General features: G+C 69.2%; 14 protein-coding genes. 9 read left to right on the top strand and 5 right to left on the bottom strand.

Features of this window, described 5'->3' with window-relative positions; translation table 11 throughout:
- Positions 1–8 precede the first annotated feature (8 nt).
- On the bottom strand, positions 9–695 hold the full coding sequence (locus tag ACFY1L_RS16765; RefSeq protein WP_388823947.1) for a response regulator transcription factor: 687 nt from the start codon (positions 693–695) through the stop codon (positions 9–11).
- Positions 696–981: 286 nt separating this feature from the next.
- On the opposite strand from ACFY1L_RS16765, the gene ACFY1L_RS16770 reads away from it, so the two are divergent.
- The 8 genes from ACFY1L_RS16770 to ACFY1L_RS16805 all read left to right on the top strand — a co-directional run bounded on the left by ACFY1L_RS16770 (position 982) and on the right by ACFY1L_RS16805 (position 7,370).
- Positions 982–1,758: an amino acid ABC transporter ATP-binding protein gene (locus ACFY1L_RS16770; protein WP_388823949.1), complete on the top strand. Its 777-nt coding sequence runs from the start codon at positions 982–984 to the stop codon at positions 1,756–1,758.
- Positions 1,759–1,817: 59 nt separating this feature from the next.
- Positions 1,818–2,660, top strand: a complete 843-nt coding sequence (locus tag ACFY1L_RS16775) for a glutamate ABC transporter substrate-binding protein (protein WP_388823951.1) — start codon at positions 1,818–1,820, stop codon at positions 2,658–2,660.
- Positions 2,661–2,735: 75 nt separating this feature from the next.
- Positions 2,736–3,404: an amino acid ABC transporter permease gene (locus tag ACFY1L_RS16780; RefSeq protein ID WP_388823953.1), complete on the top strand. Its 669-nt coding sequence runs from the start codon at positions 2,736–2,738 to the stop codon at positions 3,402–3,404.
- Complete coding sequence (locus ACFY1L_RS16785; protein ID WP_388823955.1) at positions 3,401–4,309, top strand: amino acid ABC transporter permease; 909 nt, start codon at positions 3,401–3,403, stop codon at positions 4,307–4,309. Before ACFY1L_RS16780 ends, ACFY1L_RS16785 begins: the two co-directional genes overlap by 4 nt.
- 286 nt (positions 4,310–4,595) lie before the next feature.
- Complete coding sequence (locus tag ACFY1L_RS16790) at positions 4,596–6,200, top strand: FAD-dependent monooxygenase (protein ID WP_388823957.1); 1,605 nt, start codon at positions 4,596–4,598, stop codon at positions 6,198–6,200.
- 93 nt (positions 6,201–6,293) lie between these two features.
- Positions 6,294–6,365 (top strand): putative leader peptide, encoded by a 72-nt coding sequence (locus ACFY1L_RS16795; RefSeq protein WP_309544753.1) that lies wholly within the window; start codon positions 6,294–6,296, stop codon positions 6,363–6,365.
- A gap of 79 nt (positions 6,366–6,444) precedes the next feature.
- Entirely contained in the window at positions 6,445–6,972 is a 528-nt protein-coding gene (locus ACFY1L_RS16800) for a cysteine dioxygenase (RefSeq protein WP_388823959.1), read from the top strand.
- Positions 6,969–7,370, top strand: a complete 402-nt coding sequence (locus tag ACFY1L_RS16805; RefSeq protein WP_388823961.1) for a rhodanese-like domain-containing protein — start codon at positions 6,969–6,971, stop codon at positions 7,368–7,370. The genes ACFY1L_RS16800 and ACFY1L_RS16805 overlap by 4 nt, the downstream gene beginning before the upstream one ends.
- On the opposite strand, the gene ACFY1L_RS16810 is transcribed toward ACFY1L_RS16805, so the two are convergent.
- From ACFY1L_RS16810 to recA, 3 genes are all read right to left on the bottom strand, one after another.
- Positions 7,360–7,539 (bottom strand): hypothetical protein, encoded by a 180-nt coding sequence (locus tag ACFY1L_RS16810; RefSeq protein ID WP_388823963.1) that lies wholly within the window; start codon positions 7,537–7,539, stop codon positions 7,360–7,362. The two genes, ACFY1L_RS16805 and ACFY1L_RS16810, sit on opposite strands and share 11 nt — an antisense overlap.
- A 99-nt stretch (positions 7,540–7,638) precedes the next feature.
- A complete protein-coding gene (gene recX, locus ACFY1L_RS16815; protein WP_388823965.1) occupies positions 7,639–8,535 on the bottom strand; it encodes a recombination regulator RecX in 897 nt (298 codons plus the stop codon).
- Positions 8,536–8,538: 3 nt separating this feature from the next.
- Positions 8,539–9,660 (bottom strand): recombinase RecA, encoded by a 1,122-nt coding sequence (gene recA / locus ACFY1L_RS16820; RefSeq protein ID WP_388823967.1) that lies wholly within the window; start codon positions 9,658–9,660, stop codon positions 8,539–8,541.
- 340 nt (positions 9,661–10,000) lie between these two features.
- On the opposite strand from recA, the gene ACFY1L_RS16825 reads away from it, so the two are divergent.
- Complete coding sequence (locus ACFY1L_RS16825; RefSeq protein WP_388823969.1) at positions 10,001–10,873, top strand: hypothetical protein; 873 nt, start codon at positions 10,001–10,003, stop codon at positions 10,871–10,873.
- A gap of 37 nt (positions 10,874–10,910) precedes the next feature.
- On the opposite strand, the gene ACFY1L_RS16830 is transcribed toward ACFY1L_RS16825, so the two are convergent.
- Positions 10,911–12,203: an AI-2E family transporter gene (locus ACFY1L_RS16830; RefSeq protein WP_388823971.1), complete on the bottom strand. Its 1,293-nt coding sequence runs from the start codon at positions 12,201–12,203 to the stop codon at positions 10,911–10,913.
- Positions 12,204–12,242 lie beyond the last annotated feature (39 nt).

A 12,242-nucleotide genomic window follows, 5' to 3' on the forward strand; every position in this document is an offset into this window, starting at 1 on the left:
CGTGCACGCTACGAGGCCGGAGCGACGAGCCGGTAGCCGACGCCGCGTACGGTCTCGATCAGGGCCGGCATGCGCAACTTGGCGCGCAGGGAGGCGACATGCACCTCCAGGGTGCGTCCGGTCCCCTCCCAACTGGTGCGCCACACCTCGCTGATGATCTGTTCCCGGCGGAAGACGACTCCGGGTCGCTGCGCGAGCAGGGCGAGAAGGTCGAACTCCTTGCGGGTCAGTTGGACGACCGAACCGTCCACGCTGACCTGCCGGGTGGGCAGTTCGATGAGTACGGAGCCGAGGCGCAGCGCGCTCTCGCCGCCGGCGTCGGCATCCTCGTGGGCGGTGCGCCGGCTGACGGCGTGGATCCGGGCGAGCAGCTCCCCGGTGTCGTACGGCTTCACCACGTAGTCGTCGGCGCCCAGGTTGAGGCCGTGGATGCGGGAGCGGACGTCGGAGCGCGCGGTGACCATGATCACCGGGGTACTGGTGCGCTTGCGGATCTTGCCGCAGACCTCGTAGCCGTCCTGGTCGGGCAGGCCCAGGTCGAGCAGGACGACACCGAAGCCGTTGCCCTCGGGGACGAGCGCCTGGAGGGCCTCCTCGCCGCTACGCGCGTGCGTGACGTCGAAACCGTGCCGTGCCAGAACCGCTGAGAGAGCGGCGGCGACGTGGTTGTCGTCCTCGACGAGGAGCAGTCTCATCCGGGCCCCCTTCGGTTCATCGGCCGTATGATCAGGATGGATACAAAAACGCAAGTACGCGCGCGTGCATCAACGCAGTCACGCTGATGGACGACGACGGCGTCAAGTGGGTTCCGGTTGCGCGCCGCTTTAGTTACCCGGCCGATACGCGACCGCGCGCAACTGCTACGACACGTGTCCGATTGCTATCGGATCGTGATGCTCAGATTCCCCTCAGATGTAATGACGCTGGTGGAACGGGGTTACTACTGTCCTCCGAAACCGAGGAGGACGGAGCCCGATAGCGATGACCGAAGTATCGGTGGCCAAGGAAGATCTGGCCGCGACCGGCGAACTGGTCGTCCTGAAGAGCGTCAACAAGCACTTCGGCGCGTTGCACGTACTCCAGGACATCGATCTGACGATCGCCCGCGGCGAGGTCGTCGTGGTCATCGGGCCCTCCGGGTCCGGTAAGTCCACCCTGTGCCGCACCATCAACCGCCTGGAGACCGTCGACTCGGGTGCGATCTCGATCGACGGCAAGCCGCTGCCCCAGGAGGGCAAGGAGCTCGCCCGGCTGCGCGCCGACGTCGGAATGGTCTTCCAGTCCTTCAACCTCTTCGCGCACAAGACCGTGCTCGAGAACGTGATGCTGGGCCAGATCAAGGTCCGCAAGGCCGACAAGAAGCAGGCCGAGGAGAAGGCCCGCGCCCTGCTGGACCGCGTCGGCGTGGCCACTCAGGCGGACAAGTACCCCGCGCAGCTCTCCGGCGGCCAGCAGCAGCGCGTCGCCATCGCACGGGCCTTGGCCATGGACCCCAAGGTCATGCTCTTCGACGAGCCGACGTCGGCCCTCGACCCGGAGATGATCAACGAGGTTCTCGAGGTCATGCAGCAGCTCGCCCGAGACGGCATGACCATGATCGTCGTCACCCACGAGATGGGCTTCGCACGATCGGCTGCAAACCGCGTGGTGTTCATGGCAGACGGCCGAATCGTCGAGGAGGCTGCGCCCGACCAGTTCTTCAGCAATCCGCGCAGCGACCGCGCCAAGGACTTCCTCTCGAAGATCCTTCACCACTGACGTCGGCGCCGTCCGCCATTGCCGGTCCTCATCTCTTCATCAGCCAAAGGATGTTCATCATGAAGCTCCGCAAGGTCACCGCAGCCTCGGCCGCCGTACTCGCACTTGCCGTGGCCGCCACGGCGTGCGGTTCCAGCGACAACGACAAGGACAGCGGCTCGTCCTCCGGCGGCAGCAAGAAGATCACCGTCGGCATCAAGTTCGACCAGCCGGGCATCGGCCAGAAGACGCCGCAGGGCTACGCCGGCTTCGACGTCGACGTCGCCACGTACATCGCCAAGAAGCTCGGCTACAGCGCGAACCAGATCGAGTGGAAGGAAGCGAAGAGCGCCGACCGCGAGACCATGCTGCAGCGCGGTGACGTCGACTTCATCGCCGCCTCGTACTCGATCACGCCGGAGCGCGAGAAGTCGGTCGACTTCGCCGGTCCGTACCTGCTGGCCCACCAGGACGTTCTGCTCCGCGCCGACAACACGGACATCAAGTCGCCGGCGGACCTCAACAGCAAGAAGCTGTGCTCGGTGACCGGCTCGACCTCGGCGCAGAACGTCAAGGACAAGCTGGCCCCCAAGGCCCAGCTGCAGCAGTACCCGACCTACTCGGCGTGTCTGACCGGTCTGCAGAGCGGTGCCATCGACGCGCTCACCACGGACGACTCGATCCTCGCCGGTTATGCCTCCCAGGCCCAGTACAAGGGCAAGTTCAAGCTGGGCGGCTTCAAGATGACCAACGAGAACTACGGCATCGGCGTCAAGAAGGGCAGCGACCTCAAGGCCAAGATCAACAAGGCGCTCGAAGAGATGGTCTCCGACAAGTCCTGGGACGCGGCTGTGAAGAAGAACTTCGGCCCGGCGAACTACAAGAACGAGCCCGCGCCGACGATCGGCGACATCAAGAGCTGAAGCAACGCCTGACAGGTGCGCCGTCCTCCGCGGCGGCGCACCGGGGCATCCCTACACGCGGGAGCGCGGGAGATCGTGTTCGACTTTCTTGAAGGTTACGACCTGCTGGGGGCCTTCTGGACGACGGTGCAGCTGACACTGCTCGCCGCCGTCGGATCCCTGGTCTGGGGCACTCTGCTGGCCGCCATGCGCGTCGGCCCGGTACCTCTGATGCGCGGTTTCGGCACCGTCTATGTGAATACCGTACGGAACATTCCGCTGACCGTGATCATCCTGTTCACGTCGCTGGGCCTGAACAACACCCTGGGCATCGACCTCGGCTCGAACGGGATCGTCGACACGGCCAACTTCCGGCTCGCCGTCCTCGGCCTGGTCGCCTACACGTCGGCGTTCGTGTGCGAGGCGATCCGGTCCGGCATCAACACGGTGCCCGTCGGGCAGGCGGAGGCGGCCCGGGCGATCGGCCTCAGCTTCTCCCAGGTGCTCCGGCTGGTCGTACTGCCGCAGGCGTTCCGTTCCTCTGTGGGCCCGCTGACCAACGTCCTGATCGCGCTCACGAAGAACACCACGGTGGCCGCAGCGATCGGTGTCGCCGAGGCCGCGACCCTGATGAAGACGATGGTCGAGAAGGAGGCCCAACTCATCCCGATCGCCGCGGTCTTCGCCCTGGGCTTCGTGATCCTTACGCTGCCGACCGGCCTGATCCTCGGCTGGGTGGGCAAGAAGGTGGCGGTGAAGCGATGAGCTCCGTTCTCTACGACGCGCAGGGACCGCGCGCCAAGCGGCGCAACGTGCTCTTCACCGGCGTCTTCGTGGTCGCCTTCGCGGCAGTGGTGTGGTGGGTGTACACCAGCCTCGACGACAAGAACCAGCTCGAGTGGGCGCTGTGGAAGCCCTTCTTCTCCGGCACGGAAGCCTGGTCCACGTACATCTGGCCGGGCCTGAAGAACACGTTGAAGGCCGCGGCGCTGGCCATGGTCATCGCGCTGCCGCTCGGCGCCGTCCTGGGCATCGCCCGGCTCTCCGACCACGTCTGGGTCCGCGTGCCGGCCTCGATCGTGGTGGAGTTCTTCCGGGCGATCCCGGTGCTGGTCCTGATGATCTTCGGGCAGGCCCTGTACTCCAACTACACCAACGTCAGTTCGGACGACCGCCCGCTGTACGCGGTCGTCACCGGCCTCGTGCTGTACAACGCCGCGGTCCTCGCGGAGATCGTCCGGGCCGGCATCCTGGCCCTGCCCAAGGGCCAGGCCGAGGCGGCCGTCGCGATCGGTATGCGCAAGGGCCAGGTCATGCGGATCATCCTGCTGCCGCAGTCGGTCACCGCGATGCTCCCGGCCATCGTCAGCCAGCTCGTCGTGATCGTGAAGGACACCGCCCTGGGTGGCGCGGTCCTCACCTTCCCGGAGCTGCTCGCGTCGGCCAACACGATGATCGGCTACTACGGCAACACCATCGCCAGCTTCACGGTCGTCGCCGTGATCTTCATCGCGCTGAACTTCTCGCTCACGTCCTTCGCGAGCTGGCTGGAGGCCAGGCTCAGGCGCAGCAAGAAGAGCACGGGCGCCGTGGTCGGAGTGGACATGATCGAGGACCTCGAGACGGCTGGGCATGCCGCGCCCGGACAGGGAAGCGGCCTCAAGGAATAGGCCTCAGGGCAGAGCTTCGAGCGATACCGCATTCCGCACGAGGGGTGGCGCACATGATGGCGCCACCCCTCGCGGCTGTGTTGACGCGGCCGCTCAATGGAGGCAGATGCCGACGCGGAGGAGCAAGGTCAACGCCCCGGGGACCACGCCCCGGCCGCCACTGAGCCCGTCACTTGACGCAAGCACCGGCAATGGGTTGCATACGTTCTGTGATCGTGCACCCTGCTCCAACTTCCTGTTCACATACGTCCGTCAGGACACCGCCGCGGGCAGGGGGCGCCGCGCCGTGGACCCGGTGATCATCGTCGGAGCGGGGCCCGTCGGGCTCACGCTCGCCCTGGCGCTGGCGCGTCACGAAGTGCCCTCCGTCGTGCTGGACGAGGGCCCCGGCAAGGACGAACCACGTCTCGCGCGCACCGTCGTCCTGCGCGAGGACACCGCCGCCCTCATGGAGCGGCTCAGCGGCATGCCCCTGGCGCGGGAGGGTGCTCACTGGGCCGGATGGCGGGCACTGCGGCGCAAGCAGGTGATACGCGAGGTCACATTCGGCGACGACACCGAGCCCGCGCCCCTGCACATCGCGCAGCACGTCCTGACCGGCGCCCTGCGCGAGGCCCTGGCCGGCGAGCGGCTCGTCAAGGTCGCCGTCGACAGCCGCCTCGACACGATCGAGCAGGAGCCCTCCGGCGTCACCGCCCACACCCGCGGCCCCAACGGCACCTGGTGGCGTGGCAGTTACCTGGTCGGCTGCGACGGCCCGCGGTCGACCGTGCGCAAACTCCAGGACATTCGCTTTCCTGGTCGTACGGCTGTGGAGCGACACGCCGTGGCCTCGCTGCGCGCGGAACTTCCATGGACCGACGAAGCGTTGCTCCATCGGATGCCGCCGTGGCGGACGTCCGCGCCCTCGGCCGGGGAGGTGACCGCCCGCCCCCTCCCGGACGGCGTGTGGCGCGTGGACTGGCTGCTGCCGCCGGGCAAGGACCTGGTCACGCCAGAGCTGCTGCTGGCGCGCGTCCGGGAGACGCTCGCCGGCTGGACCGGCGGGCCGACACCGCCGTACGAACTCCTCGACACCGGAGTCCACACGGTCCACCACCGCCTGGCCCGCCGGTGGCGGGTCGGACGGGTCTTCCTCGCCGGGGACGCGGCGCACCTGCTCGGCGCGCTCGGCACACAGGGGCTCGACGAGGGACTCAGGGACGCCGAGAACCTCGCCTGGAAGCTGGCGCTGGCCTGGCATCACGGGCGGCACGAGGCGCTGCTCGACAGCTACCAGGCGGAGCGGCGCGCGGCGGTGGCCGCCCGGCTGCGCGCCGCCGACCAGGCGCTGCCGTTGCTGCGCGGCGGCGGCGGACTGCGCGCGTATGTGCCCGGTTCCGCCCGGGGCCACGATGCGCTGCTCACGGACGGTCACCTGGGGCGCGGAGTGCTCGGTACGCCGGGGGCGTACGCCCTCTCGCCGCTCGCGCCCCGGCACCTCGAGGGCGAGGTGCCGGTGAGTACCGAGCCCGGGGCGACGGTCAGCGATGTGCGGGTCACCGCCGAGGACGGCTCCTTCGTACGGCTGCGGGACCGGCTCGGGCGCGGTGCGCTGCTGGTGTTGCTGGTCGCGCCGGGCACTGGTGTGTGGGACCGCAAGCACTGGGCGACCGCCGGAATCATGCCCCGACTGGCGGCCGCGGTGGCGGCGCTGCCGCATCCAGCCGAGCTGCTGGTCGCGGAGAGTTACCCAGGCGCGGCCGCCCACACCGTGCTGCTGATCCGGCCGGACGGACACCTCGTCGCGGCCCTCGGCGGGGTGCGCCCGGCCGACCTGTACGCGGCGGCGGAGGCGGCGCTGGGTGGACCGGTGCAGGCCGAGGCCACAGCCGGCTCGGCCGCGAAGTGACCCTACTCACCGTCACTGTGCGGTCCACATAGTGACGGTGAGTTGACCCTTCTTCGCCCTCATGGTGTACTCCGGATCGTGACCGACACCTGTGTGCGCCTGTGGCGGAGGGTCCATATGGACCTCGTCCGCTATGCGGGCTGCGTGTGTCGCCCGTCCTGCTGAATTCGCATCTCTTTCTCACCCGCGCGCGCCGCCCTGTGCTGTCGCGCGCGCTCCGCGAACGCTCTTCAGGACGGTGCCCGTGTCTGTCTCTCCCTCTGTCTCCGCACCCGCCCAGGCTCCGACGCAGGCGGACCTTCTCGACTTCGTGCGGCGTACGGCCGCCGACGCCGAGCTGATCGCCTCGCTCCCGCTCGACCCCGAAGGCCGCACATGGGTGCGCCTCGAGGGACCCGGCGGCAGTGAAGCATGGCTGATCGGCTGGCCGCCCGGCACGGGCACCGGCTGGCACGACCACGCCGAGTCCGTCGGCGCCTTCCTGACAGCGGCCGGCGAGCTCAAGGAGTACTCGCTCGCCGTCCGGCTGCCCGCCGACGGCTGGAAGACCCTGGAACTCACCGACGACGTGGACCGGGAACGGCAGCTACCGGCCGGCAAGGGGCGCACCTTCGGCCGGCACCACGTCCACGAGGTGCTCAACGAGTCCACCGACCGGCACGCGATCTCCGTCCACGCCTACTATCCGCCGCTGCCGCAGATCCGCCGCTACAGCCGTGTCGGCCAGGTTCTGCGCCTGGAGCAGGTGGAGCGCCCGGAGGACTGGCAGTGAGCGGCCCCGGCGAACTGCCCGTCGGCATCGACGAGTTGCTGGAGCGGGTCCGCGCGGGCTATGAGCGGATCGAGCCGAAGGAGGCGTACGACGCCGTCCGGACCGGCGGGGCGCTGCTGGTGGACATCCGCTACGCCGCCCTGCGCGAACGGGACGGTCTGATCCCCGGCGCCCTCGTCGTCGAGCGCAACGAGCTGGAGTGGCGCCTCGACCCGCAGGGCAGCCACCGTGCGCCCGAGGCCACGAGCCATGACCTGCGGGTGGTGGTGATCTGCAACGAGGGCTACGCGTCGAGCCTCGCGGCAGCGTCCCTGCACCAGTTGGGGCTACGACGGGCGACTGACCTGGTCGGCGGGTTCCAGGCGTGGAAAGCTTCGGGGCTGCCGGTTACGTCGTAGGGATCTGCGAGCGGTTGACGGCCTTCTCTGTGTCCAGGCCGCGCAACAGGTCGACGGTGTTCTCCACGACCAGCCCGCCGTGCCTGCCGGCGAGTTGGCGTCCGTTGGCCGACAAGCGGCCGTCCCCGGGCGCGGTGTCGGTGACCGCGACGTCGGGTCCGACCGTCATGGCCCCATCGGGCACGACTCCAGGACCAACCACCCGCCGAGCCTCGCCGAACACGCCACGCATCCCGACGGTTGTTCCCCGAAGACACCCGCCGGTCCGTCAGAACCCCTCGTCCCCGAGGAACTCCGCGTCCTCGCCCTCCTCCTCCAGCGCCTGCCGAACCACCCGCAGGGCCATGCCCTCGGAGTAGCCCTTGCGGGCCAGCATGCCGGCGAGGCGGCGCAGGCGCTTGTCGCGGTCCAGGCCGCGTGTGGAGCGCAGCTTGCGGGCGACGAGCTCGCGCGCGGTCGCCTCTTCCTGTTCGGAGTCGAGCTGCGAGACGGCCTCGTCGATCAACGTGGAGTCGACGCCCTTGGTCCGCAGCTCCTGGGCGAGCGCCCGCCGGGCCAGGCCCCTGCCGTGGTGCCGGGACTCCACCCAGGCGTCCGCGAACGCGCTGTCGTTGATCAGCCCGACCTCCTCGAACCGCGACAGCACCTCCTCGGCGGCGTCGTCCGGGATCTCCCGCTTGCGCAGCGCGTCAGCGAGTTGCTTGCGCGTGCGCGGGGTCCCGGTGAGCAGGCGCAGACAGATCGCCCGCGCCCGCTCCACCGGATCCCCTGGGGGCTCCTCCTGCTCGGCCCTCGACGAGGAGGAGGAGCCCCCGTCCTCACCGAACGGCTCCCCGCGGCGCCGCTGCCGGCGCCCGCGGGAGCCGCCCGCACCACGGGCCCCGCCTCCACGGCGTGAGCCGCCACCGGACGCGCCGAAACCGTCCAGCGCCCCGTCGTCCGGCCACTCTGCGTCGCCCGGCCCGTCGCCGTACGATCCCCCGGTGCCGTACGAGCCCCTCGTGCCGCGCGACGTCGCACGGCCGTGTCCCCCGTCCGCGCCGTGCCCCGCATCGTCCTCGTACGCATCGCCGCCCGGCCCGGCAGAACCCCTGTCGCCTGCCCCGTCCCGCCCGCGCGGAGGGTCCGGGTAGGCGTACTCGGCCCAGTCGGTTCGCCGTGTCATGGGCTAGCTCTTGGCAGCCGGGGCCTTGGCCTTGGTCGCCTTGGCCGCCGGTGCGGGAACCGTCTTCGCTGCGTCGTCCGCGGAGACGGCGGCGGCGTCCTTGCCCGGCTCCGCGGTCGGCTCCTCCGGCCGCACACCGACGCCCAGCTTCTCCTTGATCTTCTTCTCGATCTCGTTGGCCAGGTCGGGGTTGTCCTTCAGGAAGTTGCGCGCGTTCTCCTTGCCCTGGCCGAGCTGGTCGCCCTCGTACGTGTACCAGGCGCCGGCCTTACGGACGAAGCCGTGCTCCACGCCCATGTCGATCAGGCCGCCCTCACGGCTGATGCCCTGGCCGTAGAGGATGTCGAACTCGGCCTGCTTGAAGGGCGGCGCGACCTTGTTCTTGACGACCTTGACCCGGGTGCGGTTGCCGACCGCGTCCGTGCCGTCCTTCAGGGTCTCGATGCGGCGGATGTCCATGCGCACCGAGGCGTAGAACTTCAGCGCCCGGCCACCGGTCGTGGTCTCCGGGGAGCCGAACATCACGCCGATCTTCTCGCGGAGCTGGTTGATGAAGATCGCGGTCGTCTTGGACTGGTTGAGCGCACTGGTGATCTTCCGCAGCGCCTGGCTCATCAGACGGGCCTGGAGACCGACGTGGCTGTCGCCCATCTCGCCCTCGATCTCCGCGCGCGGGACGAGCGCGGCGACGGAGTCGATGACGATCAGGTCGAGGGCTCCGGAGCGGACCAGCATGTCCACGATTTCCAGAGCCTGCTCGCCGTTGTCCGGCTGGGACAGGATCAGGTTGTCGACGTCGACGCCGAGCTTGCGCGCGTACTCGGGGTCGAGGGCGTGCTCCGCGTCCACGAAGGCCACCTGGCCTCCGGCCCGCTGCGCGTTCGCCACCGCGTGCAGCGTCAGGGTCGTCTTGCCGGAGGACTCCGGTCCGTACACCTCCACCACTCGGCCGCGCGGGATGCCGCCCACGCCGAGTGCGACGTCGAGTGCGGTCGACCCGGTGGGGATGACCTCGATGGGCTCGTTCGGCCGCTCGCCCATGCGCATGACCGCGCCCTTGCCGAATTGCCGTTCAATCTGTGCGAGCGCGGCGTCCAGGGCCTTCTCGCGGTCGGTTCCTGCCATGGGTTCCACCCGATTTGCTTGAGTCGATCGCTTCACGTCAAAGACGCTAACGCCTGCCACTGACAATGCGTCCCGACGCCCGTCCTGCCTGTGGATAACTCGGGTATCTATCCGTCAAAAACGGGTCGAATTACCCGTCGTGAGCCTCGCCGGAACCTCCATGAGAATGGATGTTCGATTTTGGTGTCAAGCGCACCACGCGGCACCTACGAGACTACGTCCGCCTCCTTCACGCGGCGTCCGCGCGCTGCCCACGGCTTCCACCTGCTTCCCACGTCGTACGACCGTTGCCTCCGGCCGTACGACGACGGGTGCGCGGTGTCCCCGCGATGCTCGGTCCATGGATGACGAGAGGAACGCTCGAGGCGGCCGCCGGCCTCCTCCCTTCCGAGCCGCGCTCAGCGAACCGTCGGTGGCGGCGGTGCCGACCGGGTCGACCGGTCGCACCGCGGCGCCCGGCCGTCCGCCGTCCCGCCCGGGTCCGGGAGTGGACCGACTCTGCCATGCGACCGGTCTCTTCCTCGTTCTCTCCGGCCTCGTGCATCTGGTGGTGTTCGCCGTCGACGGCGGCCCCTGGGACGGTCCCGTCTCCTGGCGCAAGCCCGTGACGTTCGGGCTGTCCTTCGGGGTGACGCTGATCGCGGTCACCTGGGTCACGTCGTATCTGCGCGTCAGTCCGCGGCTGCGCTCCCTGCTGCTCGCCGTGTTCGCCGCCGACTGTGTCGTGGAGGTCGGCGGCATCACGCTTCAGGCCTGGCGCCGGGTGCCCTCGCACCTCGACATGGAGACGCCCTTCGACACCGCGGTGTCCATGACGCTCGCGGTGGGCGGGGGCGTCCTCGTGGTGCTGCTCACCGTGTTCGCGGTCGCCTCGTTCCGGTACCGCCCTACGGGCCCGGCGGGGATGGCGCTCGCGGTGCGTTCAGGTTTCGCGATCCTGCTCGTCGCGCTCGCTTCGGGCGCCGCGATGATCGCGCGCGGTGTCGTGCTCACCCGTACCGGACACCAGGAGGCGGCGTACCACTCGACGGCCCCGCTCAAGCCCCTACACGGCGTCAGCCTGCATGCCGTGCTGGTTCTGCCCCTGTTGGCCTGGCTGCTGTCCCGCACGTCCTGGAGCGAGCCGGCCCGACGGCGCATCGTGCTCGCGGCGACCGGCTGCTACGTGGTCGCCGTCATCGGCGCCGGGGTGTGGGCCCTCCTCACGTACTGAGCCGTTCGCACCCGCTCGTCAGACCTCGACCCGCCCTTTACGGCTCCGCCGTCCCTCCGGAGGAGCCGTCCCCGGACTCCGGCTGCTCGGTCCGGTCTGCCGGTTCGGCCCCCGGCCGCCGTGCCCACAGCCCTCTCGCGCGCGTGAACAGGCCGCGCCCCGATCCTCTCCGGTGACCGTGGACACGGGGGTCGTCCGTGACCGCGTACCGCTTCACGTACGCGCCCAGGAAGGCCTGCAGCGTGGCGATCGCCGGAATGGCGATCAGCGCGCCGACGGCACCGAGGAGGGCTGTACCGGCGATGACCGAACCGAAGGCGACGGCGGGATGGATGTCGACGGTCTTCGCGGTCAGCTTGGGTTGCAGCATGTAGTTCTCGAACTGCTGGTAGACCACGACGAAGATCAGCACCCACAGCGCGTACCAGGGGTCGACGGTGAAGGCGATCAGCATGGGAAGCGCGCCCGCGAGATAGGTACCGATGGTCGGGATGAACTGGGAGACCAGGCCCACCCAGACGCCGAGCACGGGCGCATAGGGCACGCCCAGGATCTGCAGCAGGATGTAGTGCGCTATGCCGGAGATGAGCGCCATCAGGCCGCGCGAGTAGATGTAACCGCCGGTCTTGTTGACGGCGATCTCCCACGCGCGCAGCACCTCCGCCTGTCGCGCGGGCGGCAGTACGGAGCAGATCGCGCGGCGCAGTCGCGGGCCGTCCGCGGCGAAGTAGAACGAGAACAGCGTGATCGTCAACAGCTGGAAGAGGCCCCCGAGGACCTGGGCGGACACGTCCAGTACGCCGGTGGCGCTGTTCTGCACGTAGTTGCGCAGCCAGTCGGAGCGGAGCAGGCCCTCCTGGACGTCCACCCGCTTCAGGTCGGTGTGGAAGTGCGTGTTGATCCAGTTGATGACGGAGTCGAGGTAGTTCGGGAAATCCTCGACGATCTTGATGATCTGGCCCGCCAGCATGGAGCCGAGCAGCGTGACGAAACCCGCCGCAAGGATCATGACGGCGAGGAAGACGATGCCGGTGGCCAGACCCCTGCGCATCCCGCGCGAGGCCATCCAGCTCACCGCGGGCTCGATGGCGAGGGCCAGGAAGAACGCGATGAGGATGTTGACCAGCAGGCCGGTGAGCTGGTGGAAGGCCCAAGTGCCCAGCTGGAAGGCGGCATAGAGGCCGAGCACGAGCACCACGGCACGCGGCAGCCAGCGGGGCATGCGGGCGCCCCACGCGGCGGCGCCGTCGGCCGGGGGTCGGTCGGGCGGCGTCGTGCCGAACGGAGATGCCTGCTGGGCCGTCTGCCCGGTCTCGTCAGTGGGTGCCACGGATCAAGTCTCGCCCACTCGTCTGACAATCAACTACCG

Source organism: Streptomyces sp. NPDC001663 (genome assembly GCF_042893105.1).
Taxonomy (GTDB): domain Bacteria; phylum Actinomycetota; class Actinomycetes; order Streptomycetales; family Streptomycetaceae; genus Streptomyces.